The following is a 25,136-nucleotide window of genomic DNA, read 5'->3' as shown; positions in this document are numbered from 1 at the left end:
TTATTCTCCACGCACCAGGCGCAGCTCGCCTTGCAACTGCTGCTGCGCCTCCTCCAGTAACGCCAGCACCGGCGCAAATTCGGCACTCTCGCTGGCGTCATCGGCATGCGCTAAATAGAAGGTGGCCGGCAGCGCCATGCCGCCGGTCAGCCAATCCCATAGCGCATCAAGATTGTTACCGAAATCCACTGGGCAGGCACTCTGCTGCACCAGCGCGCGGTAAAACGCCTGGCGATCTGACAAGTTTTCAAAGTCAAAATGGAGCGTCAACATGGTTAAGGCACCTGTTTGAAGCTGCGATAGTGATCGGTGGTGAGGAAAATCAATCCATCATTTGAGTAAAGCAGACGATCGGCATCGCGGTGGCCGCAATCGTAATTCACGTCAGCTTCATACCATTGCCTGCCCGCCCGCATCGGCAGTCTTCTTTCGCGGTTGCTAAAGCGATCGCCACCAATCGCGCGGCCCGGCAACACTTCACACAAGTTGCCCTTGCTGGGATTCCAGCCCTGACGACGCGCTTCATTTTTGGTGAGATAGAGATCGGGTAATGTGTGATGCTGCTGCACCCAACGCGCCACGGTGTTGGCATCGGTGAGCTGCGAAATATCGGGGTGGCTAGCTGACCATTTATCGGACAAACGCGGTTTTAGCCCGAGCCACAACGCGGCCAGGATCAGAATTAAGGCAATCCAGAGTTTTTTTGACATGGTGGCATCCTGAAAAACAGGACGACGATAATAACAGATTTAGGGCAGGGAAAAACGCGGGCCAGCAAAGCTGGCCCTGGCGGGGTTTACTGCATCGCGCTGGCGGATGGCGCGGCGTGACGACGCCATGCCCCCGGCGCTACGCCATACTGGCGTTTAAAGCTGCGGTTAAACGACTGCTGCGAGTCGAAACCGAGTGAAATCGCTACGTTAAGAATCGGTTCATTGCTGGTGGTCAAGCGATCCGCTGACTTCTTCAGCTTCTTCTCACGGATGTATTCGCCCAGAGGCAAACCTGTGTGCTCTTTGAACATACGCTGCAGGTGCCATTTCGAATAACCGGCGCGCCCCGCTACGGTATCCAGATCCAGACGCGTTTCAATATTGTTGTCAATCCAGTCAATCAAATCGTGAATAAATGCGGTGGTCATCATCTCGTTTTCTCCGGTCGCCGTTGCGAACAGTATCAGTATCAGTTGCAATTACACTTTAAGGTTGAACGACTATGCCAGTTAATGCAAGTTTTATTATTGCATTAAATGCCGCACTACGCGTAGGGGCTTTGATCCTTCTGCAACGTAATGATCAAAACCGCACATAAAGTGTATCAGATATTCTTGCAGATGCAGTTTGAGCAAGCCTACACTCGTGGCGTTTTAATGCAATCATAAAAGTTGCAGATTTTTCGTACGTCTCCTTTCATTTTCACCAAAGCGGAATAACAACAATGCATCTGCAAACGTACAGGGTTCAATGGGCGGTAAGCCTGTCAGGAGTGATGTTGCTGGGAAGCCTGCTGGCCGGTTGCGATCGCGGTGTGGCGCAAAACGCCCCGCCGCCACCGCCCGAAGTAAGTGTCGCGCAGGTGGTAGAGCAGAAAGTCAGCCAATGGGATAGCTTTAACGGCCGTTTCGAAGCGGTGCAGAGCGTGCAGCTGCGTCCGCGCGTTTCGGGCTATATCGATCAGGTTAATTATCGCGAAGGCGATGAGGTGAAAAAAGGTCAGGTGCTGTTCACCATTGACGATCGCACCTACCGCGCCACGCTCGAGCAGGCGCAGGCCGAACTCGCCAACGCGCGCAGCCAGGCTACGCTGGCCCGCAGTGAATCGGCGCGTACCGATAAACTGATCGGCACCAATGTCGTGTCACGCGAAGAGTGGGAACAGCGTCGCTCGGCGGCTAATCAGGCGCAGGCCAGCGTGCTGTCAGCACAGGCGGCGGTGGATATGGCGCAGCTGAATCTTGATTTCACCCGCGTTACCGCGCCGATTGAAGGTCGCGCCAGCCGTGCGATGATCACCACCGGCAACTTAGTGACCGCCGGTGACAGCGCCAGCGTGCTGACCACGTTGGTATCGCAGGAACGTATGTACGTCTACTTCGACGTCGATGAAGCCACCTATCTGCATTATCAAGCGATGGCGCGTAAAGGCGAAAATCGCGGGTCGCTGCCGGTAGAAGTAGCGCTGACCGGCGAAGAGGGTTTTCCGCATCGCGGCACCGTGGATTTCCTCGATAACCAGCTGACCGCCAGCACCGGCACCATCCGCATGCGCGCCTCGCTGGATAATCAGCAGCGTCAGTTCACACCGGGCCTGTTTGCGCGCGTGCGCTTGCCGGGCCGGGCCGACTTCACCGCCCTGTTGATTGACGATAAAGCTGTGCTCACCGATCAGGATCGTAAGTACGTTTACGTGGTCGATGCGCAAGGTAAAGCCCAGCGCCGCGATATTCAGGCCGGCGAGTTAGCCGATGGTCTGCGTATTGTGCAGCAAGGCCTGAAGCCCGGCGACAAGGTAATCGTTAACGGCTTGCAGAAAGTCTTTATGCCTGGCATGCCGGTGAACGCCCAACCGGTGGCGATGCGCTCCGCTCAATAACCTTCGAGACTGCCTTTTATGGATTTCTCCCGCTTTTTTATCGACCGACCGATTTTCGCCGCGGTGCTGTCGATTTTGATCTTTACCACCGGACTGATCGCCATTCCGCTGCTGCCGATCAGTGAATATCCCAACGTGGTGCCACCGAGCGTGCAGGTGCGCGCGGAATATCCCGGTGCCAACCCCAAAGTGATTGCAGATTCTGTGGCGACGCCGCTGGAAGAAGCCATCAACGGGGTAGAAAACATGATGTACATGAAATCCGTGGCGGGTTCCGATGGCGTGCTGGTCACCACCGTGACCTTCCGTCCGGGCACCGATCCGGATCAGGCGCAGGTTCAGGTGCAGAACCGCGTGGCGCAGGCTGAAGCGCGTCTGCCGGAAGAGGTGCGCCAACTCGGCCTCACCACGCAGAAGATGTCGCCGACGCTGACGCTGGTGGTGCACATGTTCTCGCCGCACGGCAAGTACGATTCTCTCTATCTGCGTAACTACGCCACCCTGAAGGTGAAGGATGAACTGGCGCGCCTGCCAGGCGTCGGTCAGATTCAGATCTTCGGTGCCGGTGAATACGCGATGCGCGTCTGGCTCGATCCCAATAAGGTGGCGGCACGTGGCTTGACCGCCTCCGATGTGGTCAGCGCGATGCAGGAGCAGAACGTGCAGGTGTCTGCCGGCCAGCTTGGCGCGGAGCCGCTGAAGAAACAGAGCGATTTTCTGCTGTCGATCAACACCCAGGGTCGTCTTGAGAGCGAAGAGCAGTTCGGCAACATCATCCTGAAAACCGCTGACGACGGCACGCTGGTGCGCCTGCGTGACGTGGCGCGCATCGAGATGGGTTCTGGCAGCTACGCGCTGCGTTCACAGCTCAACAACAAAGATGCGGTCGGCATCGGTATCTTCCAGGCGCCGGGCGCCAACGCCATCGATCTGTCAAATGCGGTGCGCGACAAAATGGCCGAACTGGCCACCCGTTTCCCGGACGATGTGCAGTGGGCCGCGCCGTACGACCCAACGGTGTTCGTGCGTGACTCGATCCGTGCCGTGGTGCAAACGCTGTTCGAAGCGATTGTGCTGGTGGTGCTGGTGGTGATTCTGTTCCTGCAAACCTGGCGCGCCTCGATTATCCCGCTGCTGGCGGTGCCGGTTTCGGTGGTCGGTACCTTCAGCATCCTTTATCTGCTCGGCTTCTCGCTCAATACCTTAAGTTTGTTTGGGCTGGTGTTGGCGATCGGTATCGTGGTGGATGACGCCATTGTCGTGGTGGAAAACGTCGAACGTAATATCGAGCAAGGCTTGTCGCCGACGGCGGCGGCGCATCAGGCGATGCGGGAAGTGTCCGGGCCGATTATCGCCATCGCGCTGGTGCTGTGTGCGGTGTTCGTGCCGATGGCGTTCCTGTCCGGCGTGACCGGTCAATTCTATAAGCAGTTTGCGGTGACGATTGCCATTTCAACGGTGATCTCCGCCATCAACTCGCTGACACTGTCACCGGCGCTGGCGGCGCTGCTGCTGAAGCCACATGATGCCGCAAAGGATATGCCGACGCGCATTATCGATCGCCTGCTCGGCTGGCTGTTCCGTCCGTTCAACCGCTTCTTCCAGCGCAGTTCGGATGGCTATGAATCGCTGGTGGGTAAAACCTTGCGTCGTCGTGGCGCGGTGTTCGGCGTCTACGTGCTGCTGCTGGCCGGTGCGGGCTTTATGTTCCATACCGTGCCGGGCGGCTTTATTCCGACGCAGGACAAGCTCTACCTGATTGGCGGCGTGAAGATGCCGGAAGGTTCGTCGCTGGCGCGTACCGATGAAGTGATTCGCAAGATGAGCGAGATCGGCATGAACACTGAAGGCGTGGCTTATTCGGTCGCCTTCCCCGGTTTGAACGCGTTGCAGTTCACCAACACGCCGAATACCGGCACGGTGTTCTTCGGTTTGAAGCCGTTCAGTGAACGTACGCGCACCGCCGCGGAAATTAATGCTGAGATCAACGCTAAGATCTCGAAAATCCAGCAAGGCTTTGGCTTCTCGATTATGCCCCCGCCGATTTTAGGTCTGGGACAAGGTTCGGGTTATTCGCTGTATGTGCAGGATCGCGCGGGGCTCGGTTACGGTGCGCTGCAAACCGCCATCAACACCCTTACCGGTGCGGTGTTGCAGACGCCGGGCATGATGTTCCCGATTTCATCCTACCAGGCCAACGTGCCGCAGTTGGATGTGCAGGTGGATCGGGATAAAGCCAAAGCGCAAGGCGTGTCGCTGACCGAACTGTTCAGCACGCTGCAAACCTATCTCGGATCGTCGTACGTCAACGATTTCAATAAGTTTGGTCGCACCTGGCGCGTGATGGCGCAGGCGGACGGCGATTTCCGCGATAGCGTGCAGGATATCGGTAACCTGCGTACCCGCAACGATCGCGGCGAAATGGTGCCGATTGGCAGTATGGTGAATATCACCACTACATACGGCCCGGATCCGGTGATTCGCTATAACGGCTATCCGGCGGCTGACCTGATTGGTGATGCCGATCCGCGCGTGCTCTCTTCGGCGCAGGCGATGCAGAAGCTGGAGGAGATGTCGACGCAGGTGCTGCCGAACGGCATGAACATTGAATGGACCGACCTAAGCTATCAGCAATCAACGCAGGGCAATACCGCGCTGATCGTCTTCCCGGTCGCGGTCCTACTCGCATTCCTGGTGCTGGCGGCGCTGTATGAAAGCTGGACGCTACCGCTGGCGGTGATCCTGATTGTGCCGGTGACTATGCTCTCGGCGCTGGTCGGCGTGTGGCTGACCGGTGGCGATAACAACGTGTTTGTGCAGGTTGGGCTGGTAGTGCTGATGGGACTGGCGTGTAAGAACGCGATTCTTATCGTCGAGTTTGCGCGCGAGCTGGAGATGCAAGGCAAGAGCATTGTCGATGCAGCGCTGGAAGCCTGTCGTCTGCGTCTGCGTCCGATCGTTATGACCTCGATTGCCTTTATCGCCGGTACTATTCCGCTGATTCTTGGTGAAGGTGCAGGTGCAGAAGTGCGCGGCGTAACCGGGATTACCGTGTTCTCCGGCATGTTGGGCGTGACGCTGTTTGGCCTGTTCCTGACGCCGGTGTTCTATGTGACGCTGCGTAAGCTGGTGACGCGCAAGCAACCACAGGCTGAAGTGCAAACTGTGTAAGGGTTTTAGGTGAAATGAACAATCCGGGCCGATGTGCCCGGATTTTTTTTGCGTGCAGATTGAGGCAATAAAAAAGGGCGTCATGAATGACGCCCTTACGGATGAGAGTGGTTTTAGCGGCCTTTTTTACACAGGTCGGCGAGTTCGAGATCGGGCAACTCTTCGCAGTTGCTGGTGTCGTTATGCTTCAGTTCGGCTAGCGCGTCAGCTACGGTGCGGGTTTCCAGCACTTTCAGCGACGCTTCTTCAGCCTCTTCAGCAATCGATTTGAAATACCAACACAGGTTGGCACTGACCAGACAACGCGGTGCCACGTCGGGACGTGACGCCCAGAGTTTTTTATCTTCAATCACAGAAGTATAAATGTCGCGCAGTGTGATTTCGGCGGCCGGGCGACCCAGATGAATGGAACCGGTGCGGCCAAGCGTTGAGACGATGATGCCGTCACGCGTGAGCGGAACCATAAGTTTCCGAATGAAACTGGGGTTCGCTTCAAGACCATACGCCAATATGGCACTGGTCGAGCGTTTGCCCAGTTGCTCCGCCATCGCTACGCTCAAAACCATCTGCAAAGCTGTCGGGAAGCGGTAATCAAGCATTTCAATATCCTGAGTTGCGGTTATCTTGTTGTTTTTATGCCGCGACAGTGAGTAATCAATGAGCAATAAATATAACAAACACTGTTGCTTTTTAGAAGTCAACGCCCGTGATCCAGGCACGTATTCCCCATTTAATCGGGCAGAAGCGCACAGGCTGCTTAGTTTATCACTCCCCTTTCCGACTGTGGGCTGGCCTGCGGCAATTTCTGCTGCAAAAGCGCGACCAACAGCACGTTAATCAACGCCAGAACGCATAGCAACCACAGCGTGGCGCTGGCACCGAGGTGCTGAAACACATAGCCACCAACCAGCGGCGTCAAGGCCTGGCCAATCAAGGCGGGACGCGCCATGCGCCCTAACACAATCGCGTAGGCCTCTGGTTTGACCATCACCAGCGGTAAAGTTCCCCGCACAATGGCACGCAAACCATTTCCGGCACCGTACAGCACCATGCTGAGCACCGCAAACTGCGGATAACACGCCAGCAGCAACAAGCCGAGCGCCACCAATCCCACCGAGAAAAAGGTGGTCCAGATCGGGTGACCGCGCTTGAAGGCGATGTCTACGATGCGCGATGCCACCTGACACGGACCGAGAATCGCACTGATGGCCAACGCCGACGCCAGCGTGTGACCGCTGGCCTGCAGCAAGGTGATCAGCTGCACCGAAATCGCCGTCATGATCACCGATGCGAGCGTGAAAATGCTGCACAGCAGCCAAAACAGTGTCGGTGCCAGTTCGTTGCCTTGCGCGGTCGGTTTTGCTTTGGCGGCGGCGATTTTCGCTTCTGGCGCGGGTAGCGCGTAGAGATAGGCGGGCAACACTGAAACACATAACAATCCGGCGATGGCAAAACAGGCGTTACGCCAATCCAGCCAGTGAATCAGCAGCGCGGTGCCCGGCCACACGATAGTGGTACAGAAGCCAGAAATCAGCGTAATACCGGTTATCGCGCCGCGTGCCTGGCCGCCATAGAGCGTGCCGAGCGTGGCAAACAGCGCATCGTACAGGCCCATCGCCATACCTACGCCGATAATCAGCCAGGCAAACAGAAACAGCGGCAGATTGTGGCTTAATCCCATGATCACCAGACCGATTGCCATCACCGCCCCGCTCGCCGCCAGCAATGCGCGGCCATAGGAGCGGGAAATCAGTCGCCCACTCAGCGGCGCCAGCAAACCGGAAATCAGCATGCCGAGCGATAGCGCGCCATACACCCATTGCTGCGACCAGCCGGTTTCCGCCACGATCGGATTGGCCATCACCGCCATCAAATAGAAGGATCCGCCCCACGACAGGATTTGTACTACGCCAAGCGTAACTATGGAGGCGGCAGGTGGCTTTGGCTGAGGCTTCACAACATTATTCCGTTAGCAGGCAAAGCATTGTTATAACACGTTCATCCAGCTTGAAAAATCCCACGTTTCCCTGCTTAACAAAATCCCTGCGCAATGCTGGCAGACCGGCACCCAAGCCAGTACACTGAAAGCATGTTGTAACTATGGAGGCGTTTTATGGCTCGTTATGATTTGGTTGCCGATCTGCACGAATGCGTTAATGCGCTGGAGGCGGGATTGGGCGCGTTACGTCAACACATTGAGCAGCAACCGCTGTTGATTGCGCGCGTGTTTAGTCTGCCGGAAATCGAGAAAGGCCGCGAACATGATGAAATTGAACGCATCGCGGTGACGCAGCATCTTGGTAAAACGGCACGCGACATGGCGCTAATGCATTACTGCCGCCTGTTTATGCAGCATCAATCGGAAAAGCTCAGCACCAAAGCCGCCGTGCGCTTGCCGGGCGCGATTTGCATTGAAGCCGACGGCGATGTGCATGCGCAGATTACGCAGCAGGTTGCCGAGATTAATACTTTGAAGCAGCGGCTGGAACAGCTGATCACCGTGGAGTCGGGCTTGCCGAGCGAGGCGCGCTTTGAGTTCGTCCACCAGCATCTGCGCGGGTTAATTACGCTTAACGCCTACCGCAGCGTCACGCTGCTCAACGCGCCGGACAGTTTGCGCTTTGGCTGGGCGAATAAAAACATCATCAAAAACGTCACGCGTGATGCGGTGGTAGAACAGCTGGAGCGCAGCCTGAAGGCCAATCGTGCGCAGGCACCGTGGACGCGGGAACAGTGGGCGGAGAAAGTGCAGCAAGAGCTGGAAGCAATCCTCGCGTTGCCAGCCGGTGCGAAGCTGAAAATCAAGCGTCCGGTGAAGGTGCAGCCGATTGCCCGCGTATGGCGCGCCAGCGAGAAGAAACAGGTGCAGCTTGCCTGCCCTTCTCCGCTGCTGGTGCTGTGCCGCGATCGCACGCAGGTGCCGATTCTGGGAGAACTGCTGAACTACGATGCCGATAACGTTGCCTGGCGTCATAAACCGCTGGCCGAGCCGCTGCATCTGATCATTCCGCGCCTGCATTTGTGGAGCGATCGGCTGGCGTAAAATTTATTTTTAAATCGCTGCATCCAATTCGCAGGCTGCCCTCGTATATCAGAGTGTGAGCAACTTCTTCGCTCCCTACTACGAGGATTTATGATGAAAAAGCTAATGAGCATTGCAGTCGTATCCAGCACTTTACTGTTCACCGCAGGTGCATTTGCCGCCATGAATGATGACTCCGTGATGGTCGGCGGCGCAGCGATGTATCCGCAAAAGAACATCGTTGAAAACGCGCTGAACTCCAAAGATCACACCACGCTGGTTGCTGCTGTTAAAGCGGCGGGTTTGGTGGAAACCCTCGAAGGTAAAGGTCCGTTTACTGTCTTCGCGCCAACCAATGCGGCCTTCGCCAAGTTGCCTGCGGGCACCGTTGATAGCCTGGTCAAACCGGAGAACAAAGCGAAGTTGACCAGCATCCTGACTTATCATGTGGTGGCCGGTAAATACGACATGAAAGCGCTGGAGAAAAAAATTAAGCAAGGTGGCGGACATGCCGAGCTGAAAACCGTCAACGGCCAACCGTTGTGGATTATGAATAATGGCCCGCACAATATTCAGCTGAAAGATGGTCAAGGCAATGTGGCGAATATCAGCACTTATGACGTCAATCAGAAAAATGGTGTGATTGATGTGATTGATACCGTCTTGATGCCTAAGTAATTGCCTATACTCGGATTGGGCATTTTAGCCAACCGGGAAGATGATGGATAACAGGCTTGCAGAACGGTTAGACAACTTATTGCCGGCGATCGCAAAAGGCGATCGCCGCGCGTTTGAGCAACTGTATCGACTTACGTCGCCGCACCTGTTCGCCCTCGCCCTGCGCATGCTGCGTCAGCAAGGTTGGGCGGAAGAGGTGCTGCACGATTGCTACCTCACCATCTGGAACCGCGCCGCCTCTTACGATGATGCCCTGAGCGCGCCGATGACGTGGATGACGCACATTGTGCGCAATCGCTGCATTGACGGGTTACGCAGCGGACAGGCGCGCCTGACGCTGGAGGCAGAAGAGTTTAGCGACCTGCTACCAATCACCAGCGAAGACGAACAGAATAACTGGCACGATCCGGCACAAGCCGATCGCCTGCGACACTGCATTGGCCATCTGAGCAGCGAACAGCAGCAAAGCATCACGCTCGCCTATTATCAGGGGATGTCCCACAGTGATATTGCCGCCTGGCTGCAACAGCCGGTTGGCTCGGTAAAAAGCTGGATTCGCCGCGCGCTGGAGCATCTGCGGGAGTGTGTGGGCCTATGAACGATAAATTACAACGCGATGAGGCCTTATCAGCCGAGTATGCGCTGGGCACCTTGAGTGGGCTGGCGCGTTTGCGCTTTGCACGCAGGTTGCGAAACGAGCCCGCGCTCGCGGCTAATGTTGCGCGCTGGCAAGCCCTGCTGGCGGGCCTGGATAATCAGCTTGCGCCCGTCACGCCACCGGAAAAGGTGTGGAAAAAGATTACATTGAGTTTGCCCGAGCAACGCGTCATTCAACCCAAACGCCATTATGCGGGCTGGCTGGCGGCTGCCAGTGTCGCGGCGTTCGCCCTGCTCGCCTCACTTTTCCTGCAGCAGCCGACGTTAACGCCGTTGACGGTACTGAACGACGCCCAGCATCAACAGCAATGGGTGGTCAGCGCGGACAGCAAACTGGCGCAGCTGAGCCTGACGCCGTTACATCCTGTGACCATCGCCGATAACAACAGTTTGCAGCTGTGGCTGATTCCGCCAGGCAAAGCGCCGATTTCATTGGGTTTGTTGGATAATCAGAAGGCAACGGATGTTGCGTTGAATAGCACGATTTCCCGCTCAGGCATCATTGCCATCAGCCTTGAACCGCGCGGCGGCTCGCCAACCGGGCAGCCAACCGGTCCGGTGTTGTATAGCGGGCAGCTATAAATCACCGCACAATCCGTAGCGGCGCGATTTATCGCGCAATCAATTGCGCCGCTACGAGGGTGCTACGTCTGCCAGTTTTTAACAGCGGTTTACTGCTTCATGCTGCCCACCATCTCCTCCGGACGCACCCACTCATCGAACTGCTCTTCGGTCAGATAGCCCAGCTTCAGCGCCGAGCCTTTCAGCGTCAGGCCTTCTTTATGGGCTTTCTTGGCGATTTCCGCCGCTTTGTCGTAGCCGATATGGGTATTCAGCGCCGTCACCAGCATCAGCGATTCGTTCAGCAGCTGATCGATGCGCTCGCGTACCGGTTCAATGCCAATCGCGCAGTGGTGATTGAAGCTGTCCATGCCGTCGGCCAGCAGACGCACCGATTGCAGGAAGTTGTGGATCACCATCGGACGGAACACGTTGAGCTCAAAGTTGCCGGACGCGCCGCCAATATTCACCGCCACGTCGTTGCCCATCACCTGACAACACAGCATGGTCAGCGCTTCGCACTGCGTGGGGTTCACTTTGCCTGGCATGATCGAGCTGCCTGGCTCATTTTCCGGGATCGCCAGTTCGCCAATGCCGCAACGCGGGCCAGAGGCCAGCCAGCGCACGTCGTTGGCAATTTTCATTAGCGAAGCTGCCAGGCCTTTCAGCGCACCGTGCGCGTGCACCAGCGCATCGCAGGTCGCCAGCGCCTCGAACTTGTTCGGCGCGGTGACAAACGGCTGTTTGGTCAAATCGGCCAGCGCTTTAGCGACGCGAACCGCGTATTCCGGATGGGTATTCAGGCCAGTCCCGACCGCGGTGCCGCCCAGCGCCAGCTCCGCTACGTGCGGAATACTGTTCTCAATGTGTTTGAGATTGTGCTCAAGCATCGCTACCCAGCCGGAGATCTCCTGACCGAGAGTCAGCGGTGTCGCATCCTGCAAGTGGGTACGACCAATCTTGACGATATCTTTGAAGGCGTCGGATTTTTCACTCAGCGTCTTTTTCAACACGTGAATCTGCGGAATCAGTTGCTCCCGCACGGCGATGACCGCGGCCACGTGCATGGCGGTGGGGAACACATCGTTGGAGCTTTGGCTTTTATTCACGTCGTCATTTGGGTGCACCAGACGCGACATGCCACGCTCGCCGCCAAGAATTTCACTGGCGCGGTTGGCCAGCACTTCATTCATGTTCATGTTGGTCTGGGTGCCGGAGCCGGTCTGCCAAATTGCCAGCGGAAACTCCTCGCTGTGCTTATCGGCCAGCACCTCGTCGGCGGCCTTAAGAATCGCCTGAGCGCGGTCGGCCGGAAGCAAGCCGAGATCCTGGTTCACCTGCGCCGCCGCGCGCTTGGTCAGCGCCAGCGCATGCACCAATGCCACGGGCATTTTCTCGGTTGAGATTTTGAAATGTTCCAGCGAACGCTGGGTTTGTGCGCCCCACAACTTATCTGCCGGTACTTCGATCGGTCCCATTGAGTCTTTTTCAATGCGATTGGCTGCCATGACTACGTCTCCTTAGCTCAGATTTTGAGGTTTCCGCTCTAAACGCCTTCCCGCGACGCCATTGAGCGAGCAAGATTGTCACATACAAGAATTTAACATTATGCGAGCCTATCGCCTTTATTGCACTTATTCGTGTATTTTCTATGGCACTTTCTGCTTTAATAAGCCTATTTACTTACGGTTATTAAGGGTAAACGATGCAAAAATTGAACAATTCGCTGCAAAATTACGCCTGGGGCAGCAAAACTGCGCTGACCGAACTCTATGGCATCGAAAATCCACAAGGTTTGCCGATGGCGGAACTGTGGATGGGCGCGCACCCGAAAAGCCCGTCTACCGTTGAGGTCAACGGCGAAGTGCGTTCGCTGCGTGAGGTAATTGATGCCGACAAAGTCGCCATGCTCGGCAAAGCGGTGGCTGAACGTTTCGGCGAGCTGCCGTTCCTGTTTAAAGTGCTGTGCGCCGATCAGCCGCTGTCGATTCAGGTGCACCCCAGCAAAGCCGCTGCCGAACAGGGTTTTGCGCGTGAAAATGCCGCGGGCATTCCGCTGAGCGCTGCCGAACGTAACTATAAAGATGCTAATCACAAGCCCGAGCTGGTGTATGCGCTGACACCCTTCCAGGCGATGAACGGTTTCCGTGAGCTGCATGAGATTGTCTCGCTGCTGGAGCCGGTGGCCGGTGCGCATCCGCAAATCGCTCACTTCCTCGAAAACGCTAACGAAGCCAATCTGGCAAAACTGTTCGCCACGCTGCTGTCGCTGCAAGACGAGGCCAAATCGCGCGCCATCGGCGTACTGAAATCGGCGCTAAATGCGGGTGAAGGCGAGCCGTGGCAGACCATCAAATCTATCGCCATCGATTATCCGGATGACAGCGGTCTGTTTTCGCCGCTGCTGCTCAATGTTATTACCCTGCAGCCGGGTGAAGCGATGTTCCTGTTTGCCGAAACGCCGCACGCCTATCTGAAAGGCGTGGCGCTGGAAGTGATGGCGAACTCCGATAACGTGCTGCGCGCCGGTCTGACGCCGAAGTTCATCGATATCCCTGAACTGCTGGCTAACCTGAAGTTTCAGGCAAAACCGGCCGCGACGCTGCTGACGCAGCCGCAGCGCGACGGCGAAACCCTGAACTTCCCGATCCCGGTTGAAGACTTTGCCTTTGCCATTCATGGGCTTTCCGCTGCGCCGCAAACGCTGGCACAAAACAGCGCTGCTCTGCTGTTCTGCATTGAAGGTCAGGCGATAATTGAGAAGTCCGGGCAACAGCTGGTGCTGAAGCCGGGTGAATCCTGCTTTGTCGCTGCCAATGAGTCGCCGGTCAACGCGGCAGGCACCGGACGTCTGGCGCGCGTGTTTAATACGCTCAACTGAGATCCGGCTGACGCTGCCAGCATTAACTGCTATTCTTTTAAACTATTAATTTAAAACGCCTGCGGGCGTTTTTCTTCACCCGTCGCGCACCGATCAGCGGCGTGCGGACGCAAGGATAAGGACGACACAGCGATGAAAAAGACCCAGGTTGCCGTAGGTGTGATTGTGGCGCTCGGCGTGATTTGGACTGGTGCTGCATGGTTTACCGGTAAACAACTGGAAAGCCATATGGATGAGATGTTGCAGAACGCCAACGCGCAGCTGAATGCTTACGCGCCGAACAGCCGTTTGACGCTGAGCTATCAGGATTATCAGCGTGGCGTGTTTAGCAGCAAAACCAAATTGGTGGTGCAGGCCAGCTCGCAAACCAATGACAATCCGCTGTTGAAGCCTGGTCAAAGTATCGTGCTGAACGAAACGATCGATCATGGCCCTTTCCCGTTCGCCCAGTTGAAGCGCGGCAGCCTGATCCCAAGTATGGCGTCCGTGCATACCGAACTGGAAAACACCGATGCGGTGAAGAAACTGTTTGAACTGACCAACGGCAAATCGCTGGTCAACGCTGATACCCGCGTCGGCTACAGCGGTGCGACCAATACCGATCTCAACCTGCTGGCGGTGGATTATAACAATCCGCAGACCGGCGATCGTCTGGCCACCAATGGCGGCACGCTCAACATCAGCGCCGACAGCAAAGGTGACAAAGTCAGCCTCGACGGCGACTTCTCCAGCATCGCGGTCACCAGCAAAAACCAGGTCGAACTGCCGGTGCTGTTTACGCTGAATGGCCTGAAACTGAGCGGCGATACCCATCTCAGCCCGGAAGGCGTGCGCGTCGGCGATCAGTCGATCTCTCTGGATAAACTGGATGCCAGCATCAACGGCCAGGAAGGTTTGTCGCTGGAGAAGCTGAAAACCACCTCGTCCTTCGACAATAAAGAAGGCAAGATTGGTGGCCAGCTGGATGTCGATGTTGACAAAATTACCCTGCAGAAGCAGCCGTTTGGTGAAGCTAAGCTGGCGATGAAGTTTGCGCAGTTTGATGCGCAGGCGGTGAAAGCCTTCTCCGATACTTACAACGCGCAGATGCAGGATCTGCTTAACCAGCCGGGCGTGGCGGAAGATCCGATTCGCTATCAGGCCAGCGTGCAAACCATTCTGCGTAATAACCTGCCAACGCTGTTGAAAGGCTCGCCAACGCTGAGCATCGCGCCGCTGAGCTGGAAAAATGAAAAAGGGGAAAGCACATTTAACCTGAACGTGGGCTTTAACGATCCGGCCACCGTGAGCGGCGAAGCTCAGAGTTTGGGCGCTGCAGTGGATCGCGTGCTGAAAACCCTCGACGGCAAGCTGGCGATCAATATGCCAATGGCAACAGAAACCATGCGTCATGTCGGTTTGGCGGAAGGTTATCAGGGTGACGATGCGCAGAAGCTAGCGGATCAGCAGGTTAAGGGTCTAGCAGCGATGGGCCAGATGTTCCGCCTGACGCAGCAGCAGGATGACAACATCGTCACCAGCCTGCAATACGGTAACGGCCAGGTCACCATGAATGGCGACAAGATGACGCTGGAGCAGTTTCTGTCACGCTATATGCTGGGCGCACCAACCAGCGAAGGTATGCCAGAGTAATTCATGGGGCGGCCAACTGGCCGCCCTTACACTTCGCCGCGCATTAGCTGCGGCGGCACAATCAAACTCTGAATCTCCGCTTCCGGCTGCGCCAGCCGCCGCAACATCCGCTCCGCCGCCCTTCTTCCTACATCACGCGCTTCACTACTGACAAAGGTCATGGTGGGATCGTGCAGCTCCCGCTGCGGATCGTCATTAAAGCCCACCAGCGCCAGCTGCTGCGTGTAGTAGCTATCCACCGCGCCTTCACCAAAGGTTCGCCCACAGCGTAACGCGCCAAAATAGCAGCCGAGCGCGGTGCTGCCGTTATGCGCCAGAATCGCGGTGATGCCGGGATGTTGACGCAACAACTGCAGCGTTAACGCGGACACGCTTTGCTGGCGATCGTCGCACTCGATAATCCAGTCGGACCGGAACGATAGGCCATATTGCAGCAAAGTGGCGCAATAGCCGCCAATCCGCTCGGCGCGCGTCAGTGACGATCCCAAACCGCCCATCCAGGCGATGCGCTGATGTCCCTGCCGAATCAGATACTCCGTTGCCATGCGCGCCGCCTGGCTGTTATCGGGCCGCAGTGAGTCGACATTGTCGAGGCTGCTGGCGCGCGAAGCGCAAACCAACGCGATGTTTTGCTCCTGCGCCTGCGGCACTAGCGTTTCTGCTTGCGCCGCCGCGCCGCCAAGCACAATGCCTTCTGCGCCCTGCGCCACCAGCGTGTCAAAACAGCGTTTAAGGTGTTGTCCGTGCTGACCGCTTTGTGTCAGCACCAGCACTTTGCCCTGCTGCTCCAGCACTTCACTGAGTCCGGCCGTCATCGCGGCATAAAAGGGCTGGCTGAGATCGCGCACGATCAGGCCGATCACGCCGCTTTCGCCGCCGCGCAAAATCGAGGCTGAGCGATTACGCACGTAGCCAAGCTGCTCAATCGCCTGATTAACGCGTATGGCCGTAGCGGGCGAGATGCGCCCTTTGCCGGAGAGCACCAACGACACGGTAGAGACCGACACCCCGGCGACCAACGCCACATCATGAATAGTGGTTTTCTGCTGGGACATAGTGTTCCGTTACCGACGTCCAAATTCAAAGAGATAAAACGTTACACTGATTGCACCAAAAATAAAGCCTGCAATTAGTCACTCTTTGTGATTATAGCCACAAAAATAAGTGGTAAAACGTTTTATCATCCTTGACCACATTGAAGCCTTTTACTTTTATTGCCAGGAGAATCTATGTCCGCCAGCCGCCCCAAAATGTCACTTTGGGAGTTTTTCCAAAGTCTGGGTAAAACCTTTATGTTGCCCGTCGCCCTGCTCTCGTTCTGCGGCATTCTGTTAGGAATTGGCAGTTCCCTCAGCAGTCATGACGTCCTGACGCTAATTCCTCTTCTCGATCAGCCTTTCCTGCAATACCTGTTTATCTGGCTGGCGAAGATCGGCTCTTTTGCCTTTAGCTATCTGCCGGTGATGTTTGCCATTGCCATTCCGCTGGGTATGGCGCGCGAGAATAAAGGCGTCGCCGCCTTTGCCGGTTTTGTTGGCTACGCGGTACTGAACCTGAGTATCAACTTCTGGCTCAACATCAACGGCATTCTGCCAACCACCGATGCGGCGGTGCTGAAAGCCAATAACGTACAAAACATTCTCGGCATTCAGTCCATCGACACCGGTATTCTCGGCGCGGTGATCGTCGGTATCGTGGTGTTCTGGTTACATGAGCGCTTCCACAACATTCGCCTGCCAGATGCGCTGGCGTTTTTCGGTGGGACGCGTTTTGTGCCGATCGTTACGGCGATGGCGATGGGCGTGCTGGGCCTGGTGGTTCCGCTGATTTGGCCATTCTTTGCACGCGCGATTACCGGCCTCGGCTGGGTGATTAACAGCGCCGGTGAATTTGGTCCGATGATCTTCGGTACTGGCGAACGTCTGCTTTTACCTTTTGGCTTGCAACACATTCTGGTGGCAATCATCCGCTTTACCGATGCGGGCGGCACCATGGATGTGTGCGGTAAAAGTGTTAGCGGTGCGTTAACTATCTTCCAGGCGCAATTGGCCTGTGCGGATACCCACGGCTTCGCCGAGAGCGCCACGCGCTTCCTGTCGCAGGGTAAAATGCCAGCCTTCCTCGGGGGTTTGCCGGGTGCGGCATTGGCGATGTATCACTGCGCCCGTCCGGAAAACCGTCATAAAATTAAAGGCCTGCTGATTTCCGGCGTGGTGGCTTGCGTGGTGGGCGGTACCACTGAACCGCTGGAGTTCCTGTTCCTGTTCGTCGCGCCGGTGCTGTATTTGATCCACGCGCTGTTGACCGGCTTGGGCTTCACCGTAATGGCGATGCTGGGCGTGACTATCGGTAATACCGACGGCAACGTGATCGACTTCTTCGTCTTCGGCGTGCTGCACGGCCTCTCCACCAAATGGTATTGGGTGCCGGTGATTGCTGCGGTGTGGTTCGTGGGTTATTACGCCATCTTCCGCTTTGCTATCAGTCACTTCAACATCAAAACGCCAGGCCGCGAAGTGGAAACCAACAGCGTGGCGCAGCAGGTTAATCGCGCGGCTGTGGGTAAATCTGGCTTTAATACGCCAGCGATTCTGTCGGCGCTGGGCGGCGTGGAAAACATCGCCTCACTGGATAACTGCCTGACGCGTCTGCGCATTACCGTGGTCGATATGAGCAAGGTGGATGATGCAACGCTGAAAGCCAACGGTGCGATTGGCGTGGTGCATGTAAATGCGACCAATCTGCAAGTGGTGATGGGCCCGCAGGTGCAGTCGGTCAAAGATGAGATGGCACACTTGATGAGCGCGACGGTGTAATGATGCAGGATTTCACTTTCAATCAGGTGGTGGATCGCCGCGGTAGCTGGTGTACGCAGTGGGATTTCGTGGCCGATCGTTTCGGCGTGGCGGACTTGCTGCCCTTCACTATCTCCGATATGGATTTCGCCACCGCGCCATGCATCCTCGAGGCGCTGCAACAGCGCCTCGCACACGGTGTGTTTGGCTACAGCCGCTGGCAGCATGATGATTTTCTTTCTGCCATTCAACATTGGATGCGCAGCCGTTTCGCTACCGAAGTGGCGGCAGAATCGCTGGTTTATGGCCCGTCGGTGATTTATATGGTGGCACAGCTGTTGCGCCACTGGACGCAGCCGGATGATGAAGTGCTGATTCACACCCCCGCTTACGATGCGTTTTATAACACCATCAATGGCAATCAGCGTCGCGTGCTGGAGCTGCCGCTGCAGCGCCACGCTAACGAATGGCTGTGCGACATGACGCAGCTGGAAAGTTTGCTGGCGCGTCCGCGCTGTAAAGTGATGCTGCTGTGCAGTCCGCACAATCCTAGCGGCAAAGTGTGGCGCGAAGATGAGCTGCGCCAGATGGCGGCGCTGTGCGAAAAGCATGGCGTTAAGGTGATTAGCGATGAAATTCATATGGACATGGTGCTGAGTGATGCGCAGCATACGCCCTGGAGCCAGGTAGCGCAGTCCGCCTGGGCGCTGTTCACCTCGGCCTCCAAGAGCTTCAACATTCCGGCGCTGACCGGCGCGTGGGGCATAATCCCTGATGAGCGCGATCGTCAGGCGTGGTTCCATGCGCTGAAGCAGCAGGATGGCTTATCCTCGCCAGCGGTAATGCCGCTTGCCGCTACCATCGCCGCTTATCGCGCGGGCGCGCCGTGGCTGGATGCGCTGCGCGCCCATTTGCGTGGCAACATGCAGCATATCGCGCAGCGCCTGAACACGGCTTTTCCGCAGCTTAACTGGCAACTGCCTGCCGCGACTTACCTGGCGTGGATCGATCTCAATCCGCTTGGCATTGACGAACAGGCGCTGCAACAGCGTCTGATTCATCAACACAAAGTGGCGATCATGCCGGGTTCGACCTACGGCGCGGCGAGTCGCGGTTATCTGCGTCTCAACGCCGGTTGCCCGCGCAGCAAACTGGATGATGGACTGGATCGCCTGATTGCCGGGCTAAAATCGTTCTAAAATGCCATGGATGCTGATTAATTCAGCATCCGTTTTGCTGTTTGCGCAAATCGCTGGCGCTGTTGCGCAAGATGTTTTTATAATCCTCTGCACTTTATGAAACTTAAGCGAGTGCGCCATGATTGATCCCAAACTCCCCCTTACCGACATCCACCGCCACCTTGATGGCAATATCCGCGCACAAACCATTCTCGACTTAGGTCGTCAGCATAATCTTGCGCTGCCCGCTGAAACGCTTGATGCATTGCGTCCGCATGTGCAGGTCACGGCTAATGAACCGGATCTGGTGAGTTTCCTGCAGAAACTCGACTGGGGCGTAAAAATGCTGGGCGATCTTGATGCCTGTCGTCGTATCGCGCTGGAAAACGTCGAAGATGCGGCGCGCGCTGGCATTCACTATGCGGAACTGCGCTTCTCACCGGGCTACATGGCGATGACGCATCAACTGCCGATTGCCGGCGTGGTTGAGGCGGTGATTGATGGTGTGCGCGCCGGCATTCAGCAATACGGCGTTGATGTGCGTCTAACCGGCATTATGAGCCGCACCTTTGGTGAAGAAGCTTGCCTGCGCGAGCTGGAAGCTTTGCTGGCACATCGCGAGGGCATCACCGCCGTCGATTTGGCCGGTGACGAGCTAGGCTTCCCAGGCAGTGAATTCCTCAGCCACTTTAATCGTGCGCGTGACGCCGGTTTCCGCATTACCGTTCACGCCGGTGAAGCCGCAGGCCCGGAAAGCATCTGGCAAGCGATTCGCGAGCTGGGCGCGGAGCGTATTGGTCACGGCGTGAAGGCGATTGAAGACCGTGCATTGATGGATTTCCTTGCTGAGCAGCGCATTGGGATTGAGTCATGCCTCACTTCGAATATTCAGACCAGCACCGTTTCGTCGCTGAGCAGCCATCCGCTGAAAACCTTCCTGCAGCACGGCATTCTCGCCACCATTAACACCGACGACCCGGCGGTTCAGGGCGTTGAGCTGGCCCATGAGTATGAAGTGGCGGCACCGCAAGCGGGATTGACGGCAGAAGAGATGCGTCAGGCACAGGATAATGGTGTAACCATCTCGTTCCTGAGTGATGCAGAGAAAGCCGCGCTGCGCGCGCGCGTAGCGGGATAAAAAAAGGTGCGCATAACGCGCACCTTAGATCGTAGGGTCGCCATTCCTGGCGATCTTTTAACAGAATTAACGCAACGACAGGGTCTGACGCTTCTCGGCGGACTGCAAGCCCAGCTCGATCAACTCCATCACCTGAATCGCCTCTTCTGCCTGCACCGGATTCGCACCTGTGCCCGCAATCGCATCACGGATACCTGCGTAGTACGCCGGATAGTTACCTGGCAAGGTCAGCAGCTCTTTCTCCACCATCACATCGCCTTCCGCCAGCGTCAGCGTGCCGTTGCGCATGTCGTAGCCCCAATCTTCCTGCGGCGGACGTTCACCCGCTTTCAGACGATCTTCCTGCGGATCCAGCCCGTATTTCACGTAGCTGCCGCGCGTGCCGTGCACCACAAAGCGCGCGGATTCCGCCGCCACCAGCATGCTGGCATGCAGCACCACGCGACGCGTAGGATAGGTCAACACCGCATGGAAGTAATCGGTGGTTTGCGCGCCCGGACGCAGCTCTGCCATATCGACATTGATCGCGACCGGCGTGCCAAACAGCTGCAAAGCTTGATCCAGCACGTGCGGTCCGAGATCGAACCAAATGCCGCTGCCTGCGCCTTTCATTTCACGCCAGCGCTGACGCACTTCCGGACGGAAACGGTCAAAGTGGGATTCGAAGTAACGCACTTCGCCCAGCGTACCGTCGTTCAGCAGGGATTTCAGCGTCAGGAAATCGCTGTCCCAACGGCGGTTATGGAACACCGACAGCAGCAGACCTTTGGCTTTGGCCAGCGCATCCAGCTCACGTGCTTGTGACAACGTCACGGTAAACGGCTTATCGACCACCACGTGTTTACCGGCGTTGAGTGCCGCTTTGGCTAATGGGAAGTGGGTGTCATTCGGGGTCGGAATAACAATCAGTTGCAGTGTCGGGTCGTCCAGCAGCGCTTGTGGATCAGAAACCACCTGCACTGACGGCCAGTCAGCATGCACTTTGCTGGCATCGCTGCTTGAGATCGCCGCCAGCTCAACATCCGGCGTACCGGCGATCAAGGGTGCATGAAAGGTTTTGCTGGCAAAACCGTAGCCGATTAGGCCGACACGTAATTTATCGCTCATTCTCATTCCTCTTGTTCGTTACCAGAATGATTTAAGACGAATCGATCTATAAGAACAAGGCGGAATCACCTGAAAACTCAGGAAATAGCACTCCGTGCGGATTGCCAGCTCTCGTGCGCCACCAAAGCATCCTGCGCATCCTGGCTGCGGCGGCGGAAGTCGCTGGGGCTGACGCCAACGCGTTTGCGGAACACGCGTGAGAAGTAAAGTTGGTCATCGTAGCCCACTTCACGCCCGACGGAAGCGATCGGTTCCTGAGTGGTTTGCAGCAGCAGTTTGGCGCGGATCACCCGCTGATCTTCGCGCCAGCGCAGCAGATTAATGCCCATTTGCTCGCGGAACAGATGCGCCAGCCGTGACGGCGACAGGCAAACATGGCGCGCCACTTCTTCAATCTTCACTTCACCCGCCAGATGATTGGTGACGTACTGGCAAGCTTCAATCACGCGCGGATCGCGGATCTGTTGATGGCTACGCGGATCCTCTTCCACCGCGCGCAGCAGCAAGCGCTCCAGCAGATTCATCGCCAGCTCTTCGGCGAAGCGACGACCGGAGTTGTGGGTTTGCTCGATGCTGGCGAACAGGCGATCAAACTCGGCACGCTGCGCTTCTGACAAATGCAAGCGCCCCACGCCCTGGCTCTCATCCTGCCACTGCAACCAATCGGTCCAGTAAGCGCGCGGGCGGAAATAGACCCAGCGATGGAACCAGCACGGGCTGTCTGGCGCGCGGCCGTAATAGTGCGGGGTTTTCGGTTGAAACAGCAGCAGATCGCCCGGCTCGCAGTCGAAGGCAGATTCGCCATCAAACACGCGCCCCTGACCTTTAATGGTCAGATTAAGGATGTAGCCTTTCATGCCGTGCGGACGATCGATAAAGAAATCGAGTGCGTCATTGGCATTAATCGGCGTTAAGCCTGCCACCAGCCAGGCATTGAACGCATAGCCCGGCAATAAGGGATTCTGCTGCTCACTTGGGGGTTCGCGATGGTACATAATGCCCTCACTTTTCGGTTTCGCGGCGCTGAGCGTGCCCACTTTCCGACACGCTCAGCCTGGGTTATCAGGCGGCTTTACTTTTCTGTTTGTAGCGGTCAAAAATCACCGCCGCTAACAGTATCAAACCGCGCACTACATACTGTGAGAATGGCGAGATATTCAATAAATTCATCGCATTCTCAACCGTGCCCAGAATCAGCACGCCCGCCACCACATAGGAAATTTTGCCAATGCCGCCTTTCAGCGAGACGCCGCCCAGCACACACGCTGAAATCACAATCAGCTCGTATCCGAGCGAGGTCATGGGCTGGCCGCTGGTCATGCGCGACGCCAGGATGATGCCCGCCGCCGCCGACACTAAACCGGACAAGATGAAGATGATGATACGCGTGCGTACCACCGGCACGCCGGCCAGACGCGCTGCTTCTTCATTGCCGCCAATCGCCAGCGTGTTGCGACCAAAGGTGGTTTTGTTCAGCAGGAAACCGAACAGCACCATGGTAGCGATGGTGAGCCAAATCGGTGCCGGCACGCCGAGCCAGTTGGCGTAACCGAGGGTAAAGAAGCGCTCGTCTTCAATCCCCACCGCTTTGCCGTCGGAGAAGATGTAAGCCAGGCCGCGCACAATCTGCATGGTGGCCAGCGTAGTGATCAGGGCGTTGATTTTCAGCCGCGCAATGACGAAGCCGTTGATAAAACCGGTGGCCATGCCGAGCAGCAAACCCGCTGCCACGCCAATCCACAGGCTTTCGGTCATGTTGATCACCACCGCGGTGACCACACCGGCGCAGGCAATCACCGACGCCACGGACAGGTCAAAGTCGCCGGAAGCCAGGCAGAACAGCATGCCGCACGCCACCATGCCGGACATCGACATCGCCAGCCCGAGCCCTTTCATGTTGATGATAGAACCAAAGTTCGGCACGAAAATGGCACACACGATAAACAGCAGTGCGAACACCACCAGCATGCCGAAGTTGTCCCAAATCCGCCCCAGTTGCAGCCCGTTGCGCTGCACCGGTGGCGTGTTGGAAGTGGTAGATGAAGCCATTATTACTCTCCTTTACATCAGGCCACGGCGGCCGCTTGAGTGGTTTTCGGCATCGCCAGGCTCAGCGTCAGCTGCTCTGTGGCCGTGTCATGGGACAGTTCACCGGCAATGGAACCTTCACGCATCACCAGAATGCGGTCGGCTAATCCCATCACTTCCGGCAGATCGCTGGAGGCAAACAGCACCGCAATCCCCTTTTTCGCCAGTTGATAAATCAGGTTGTAGATTTCGTGTTTGGCACCGACGTCAATGCCGCGCGTCGGCTCATCGAGCAGGATCACGTTCATCTCTTCCGACAGCCAGCGGCCCAGAATCGCCTTCTGCTGGTTGCCTCCGGAAAGATTCATGATCAGCTGCTGCGGGCCTGGCGTTTTGATGTTGAGTGAACGAATGTGGATATCGGCGTTTTTCGCTTCCCAGCTCGGTTTGATCAGGCAACCAGCGGTGAGATTGTGGCGACGCGCGCTGATGTTGATGTTATCGCGCACCGAATGCACCGGAATGATGCCTTCAGATTTGCGATCTTCCGGGCACAGCATGATGCCGGCGCGGATGGCGTCGATCGGCTGGCGAATGTTGAGCTTTTTGCCATCCAGCGTCACGCTGCCGCCGCGCAATTTAGTGGCACCGAACAGCCCTTTCATCAGTTCACTGCGTCCCGCGCCCACTAAACCAAACAGGCCAACGATTTCACCGGCACGCACCGTCAACGAAATCGGCGTGCGCACGCCCTTTGCCTCCACCGCGTCCAGCTGCAGACGCACCGGGCCCAGTTCACGCGGCGCGTAACCATAAATATCCCCCAGATTGCGCCCCACCATCGCCTGCACCAAATCATCGTGATGGGTGTTTTTCATGTCGGTGAAGGTGCGCACGTAGCGGCCATCTTTAAACACGGTGATGGCATCGCTCAGGGCAAAAATCTCCTCCATGCGATGCGACACGTACAACACGGTGCGGCCCTGCTCGCGTAGCTGACGGATGACGCGGAACAAGTGATCAATTTCGCGCGCCGACAGCGAGCTGGTCGGTTCGTCAAAAGCGATGATGCGTGCGTTACGCGCCAGCGCTTTGGCGATCTCCACCATCTGCCATTGGCCGAGCGACAGATATTTCAGCGGCATGTCCGGATCGATATCCATGCCAAGATTTTGCAGCTGCAAACCGGCTTCATAGCGCAGCAGTTTGCGATTCACCAGACCGCGCTTGTGCGGCAGCTGGCCGAGATAGATATTTTCCGCCACGCTCATTTCCGGCACCAGATGCAGTTCCTGGTAAATGATCGCCACGCCGGCATCCAGCGCATCCACGGTGGTGTTGAAACTCTTCGGCTGGCCTTTAATGCGGATCTCGCCGCCGCTGGGCTGGTAGCTACCGCTGAGGATCTTCAACAGCGTTGATTTACCGGCACCGTTCTCCCCCATCAGCGCGTGCACTTCGCCGGCACGGCAGCTGAATGAGATGTCCTGCAGCGCTTTCACGCCGGGAAAGGTTTTGCTGATGCCATGAAACGACAGAAAGGCTTGATCTATGTTCATGGTGACTCCTCTAAGCCTTCATGCTTCGCACTGTAACTGCGTTGGCTGCGTGAACTTACCCCGGTCACTTACAAAAGTAAGCTCCCGGGGATAAGTGCACTTGCCGCCTTGTTACAGCACGAATCATTTTGGCTAAA

The 25,136-nt window shown here is 56.8% G+C and carries 22 protein-coding genes; 11 read left to right on the top strand and 11 right to left on the bottom strand.

Features of this window, described 5'->3' with window-relative positions:
* From P6287_RS08945 to P6287_RS08935, 3 genes are all read right to left on the bottom strand, one after another.
* On the bottom strand, window positions 1–273 hold the full coding sequence (locus P6287_RS08945; RefSeq protein ID WP_176971878.1) for a barstar family protein: 273 nt from the start codon (window positions 271–273) through the stop codon (window positions 1–3).
* A 2-nt stretch (window positions 274–275) separates the two neighbouring features.
* Entirely contained in the window at window positions 276–710 is a 435-nt protein-coding gene (locus P6287_RS08940; RefSeq protein WP_277974811.1) for a ribonuclease domain-containing protein, read from the bottom strand.
* 86 nt (window positions 711–796) lie between these two features.
* Entirely contained in the window at window positions 797–1,144 is a 348-nt protein-coding gene (locus tag P6287_RS08935; RefSeq protein WP_008110158.1) for a helix-turn-helix domain-containing protein, read from the bottom strand.
* Window positions 1,145–1,437: 293 nt separating this feature from the next.
* Here P6287_RS08935 and P6287_RS08930 point away from each other — a divergent pair, with 293 nt between their 5' ends.
* Together P6287_RS08930 and oqxB are read left to right on the top strand one after the other, a co-directional pair.
* Complete coding sequence (locus P6287_RS08930; RefSeq protein ID WP_192411913.1) at window positions 1,438–2,592, top strand: efflux RND transporter periplasmic adaptor subunit; 1,155 nt, start codon at window positions 1,438–1,440, stop codon at window positions 2,590–2,592.
* An 18-nt stretch (window positions 2,593–2,610) separates the two neighbouring features.
* Window positions 2,611–5,763 (top strand): multidrug efflux RND transporter permease subunit OqxB, encoded by a 3,153-nt coding sequence (oqxB, locus tag P6287_RS08925; RefSeq protein ID WP_277974810.1) that lies wholly within the window; start codon window positions 2,611–2,613, stop codon window positions 5,761–5,763.
* A gap of 113 nt (window positions 5,764–5,876) precedes the next feature.
* Here the strand turns inward: oqxB and P6287_RS08920 are convergent, their stop codons facing one another.
* Both P6287_RS08920 and P6287_RS08915 read right to left on the bottom strand, forming a co-directional pair.
* Window positions 5,877–6,362: an Rrf2 family transcriptional regulator gene (locus tag P6287_RS08920; protein WP_008110154.1), complete on the bottom strand. Its 486-nt coding sequence runs from the start codon at window positions 6,360–6,362 to the stop codon at window positions 5,877–5,879.
* 158 nt (window positions 6,363–6,520) lie between these two features.
* On the bottom strand, window positions 6,521–7,720 hold the full coding sequence (locus P6287_RS08915; RefSeq protein WP_277974809.1) for an MFS transporter: 1,200 nt from the start codon (window positions 7,718–7,720) through the stop codon (window positions 6,521–6,523).
* 156 nt (window positions 7,721–7,876) lie between these two features.
* Between P6287_RS08915 and tus the strand changes: the two genes are divergently transcribed.
* The 4 genes from tus (at window position 7,877) to P6287_RS08895 (ending at window position 10,702) form a co-directional block, all read left to right on the top strand.
* The gene (gene tus / locus P6287_RS08910; RefSeq protein WP_101764501.1) at window positions 7,877–8,806 is read left to right on the top strand and encodes a DNA replication terminus site-binding protein; all 930 of its coding nucleotides are present in this window, start codon (window positions 7,877–7,879) and stop codon (window positions 8,804–8,806) included.
* A 93-nt stretch (window positions 8,807–8,899) separates the two neighbouring features.
* Window positions 8,900–9,463: a fasciclin domain-containing protein gene (locus P6287_RS08905; protein ID WP_101764502.1), complete on the top strand. Its 564-nt coding sequence runs from the start codon at window positions 8,900–8,902 to the stop codon at window positions 9,461–9,463.
* A 43-nt stretch (window positions 9,464–9,506) separates the two neighbouring features.
* A complete protein-coding gene (locus P6287_RS08900) occupies window positions 9,507–10,061 on the top strand; it encodes a sigma-70 family RNA polymerase sigma factor (protein ID WP_277974919.1) in 555 nt (184 codons plus the stop codon).
* Entirely contained in the window at window positions 10,058–10,702 is a 645-nt protein-coding gene (locus P6287_RS08895) for an anti-sigma factor (protein WP_101764504.1), read from the top strand. Before P6287_RS08900 ends, P6287_RS08895 begins: the two co-directional genes overlap by 4 nt.
* An 89-nt stretch (window positions 10,703–10,791) precedes the next feature.
* Here P6287_RS08895 and fumC read toward each other — a convergent pair whose 3' ends face one another.
* Window positions 10,792–12,189, bottom strand: coding sequence for a class II fumarate hydratase (gene fumC, locus P6287_RS08890; protein ID WP_101764505.1), 1,398 nt, complete (start codon window positions 12,187–12,189; stop codon window positions 10,792–10,794).
* A 197-nt stretch (window positions 12,190–12,386) separates the two neighbouring features.
* Between fumC and manA the strand changes: the two genes are divergently transcribed.
* The gene (manA, locus tag P6287_RS08885; protein WP_277974808.1) at window positions 12,387–13,562 is read left to right on the top strand and encodes a mannose-6-phosphate isomerase; all 1,176 of its coding nucleotides are present in this window, start codon (window positions 12,387–12,389) and stop codon (window positions 13,560–13,562) included.
* A 132-nt stretch (window positions 13,563–13,694) separates the two neighbouring features.
* Window positions 13,695–15,194 carry a YdgA family protein gene (locus P6287_RS08880; protein WP_277974807.1) on the top strand — a complete coding sequence of 500 codons (1,500 nt, stop codon included), beginning with the start codon at window positions 13,695–13,697 and terminating at the stop codon, window positions 15,192–15,194.
* Between the two features lie 26 nt (window positions 15,195–15,220).
* On the opposite strand, the gene malI is transcribed toward P6287_RS08880, so the two are convergent.
* Window positions 15,221–16,249, bottom strand: coding sequence for a Mal regulon transcriptional regulator MalI (gene malI / locus P6287_RS08875; protein ID WP_210081619.1), 1,029 nt, complete (start codon window positions 16,247–16,249; stop codon window positions 15,221–15,223).
* Window positions 16,250–16,423: 174 nt separating this feature from the next.
* Between malI and malX the strand changes: the two genes are divergently transcribed.
* The 3 genes from malX (at window position 16,424) to add (ending at window position 20,305) form a co-directional block, all read left to right on the top strand.
* A complete protein-coding gene (malX, locus tag P6287_RS08870; RefSeq protein WP_110866061.1) occupies window positions 16,424–18,010 on the top strand; it encodes a maltose/glucose-specific PTS transporter subunit IIBC in 1,587 nt (528 codons plus the stop codon).
* Window positions 18,010–19,188 (top strand): MalY/PatB family protein, encoded by a 1,179-nt coding sequence (locus tag P6287_RS08865; RefSeq protein ID WP_277974806.1) that lies wholly within the window; start codon window positions 18,010–18,012, stop codon window positions 19,186–19,188. Before malX ends, P6287_RS08865 begins: the two co-directional genes overlap by 1 nt.
* A 118-nt stretch (window positions 19,189–19,306) precedes the next feature.
* Window positions 19,307–20,305, top strand: a complete 999-nt coding sequence (gene add / locus P6287_RS08860; protein ID WP_277974805.1) for an adenosine deaminase — start codon at window positions 19,307–19,309, stop codon at window positions 20,303–20,305.
* A gap of 66 nt (window positions 20,306–20,371) precedes the next feature.
* Here the strand turns inward: add and P6287_RS08855 are convergent, their stop codons facing one another.
* From P6287_RS08855 to araG, 4 genes are all read right to left on the bottom strand, one after another.
* Complete coding sequence (locus P6287_RS08855; RefSeq protein WP_061720150.1) at window positions 20,372–21,412, bottom strand: oxidoreductase; 1,041 nt, start codon at window positions 21,410–21,412, stop codon at window positions 20,372–20,374.
* A gap of 77 nt (window positions 21,413–21,489) precedes the next feature.
* A complete protein-coding gene (araC, locus tag P6287_RS08850) occupies window positions 21,490–22,407 on the bottom strand; it encodes an arabinose operon transcriptional regulator AraC (RefSeq protein ID WP_101764513.1) in 918 nt (305 codons plus the stop codon).
* A gap of 67 nt (window positions 22,408–22,474) precedes the next feature.
* Window positions 22,475–23,461, bottom strand: a complete 987-nt coding sequence (gene araH / locus P6287_RS08845; protein ID WP_008110235.1) for an L-arabinose ABC transporter permease AraH — start codon at window positions 23,459–23,461, stop codon at window positions 22,475–22,477.
* A gap of 17 nt (window positions 23,462–23,478) precedes the next feature.
* Complete coding sequence (araG, locus tag P6287_RS08840; RefSeq protein ID WP_192411919.1) at window positions 23,479–24,999, bottom strand: L-arabinose ABC transporter ATP-binding protein AraG; 1,521 nt, start codon at window positions 24,997–24,999, stop codon at window positions 23,479–23,481.
* Window positions 25,000–25,136: the final 137 nt, after the last annotated feature.

It is taken from the genome of Pantoea sp. X85 (assembly GCF_029623675.1).
Classification (GTDB): Bacteria; Pseudomonadota; Gammaproteobacteria; order Enterobacterales; family Enterobacteriaceae; genus Pantoea; species Pantoea leporis.
This window is presented reverse-complemented; position numbering and strand designations above follow the sequence as displayed.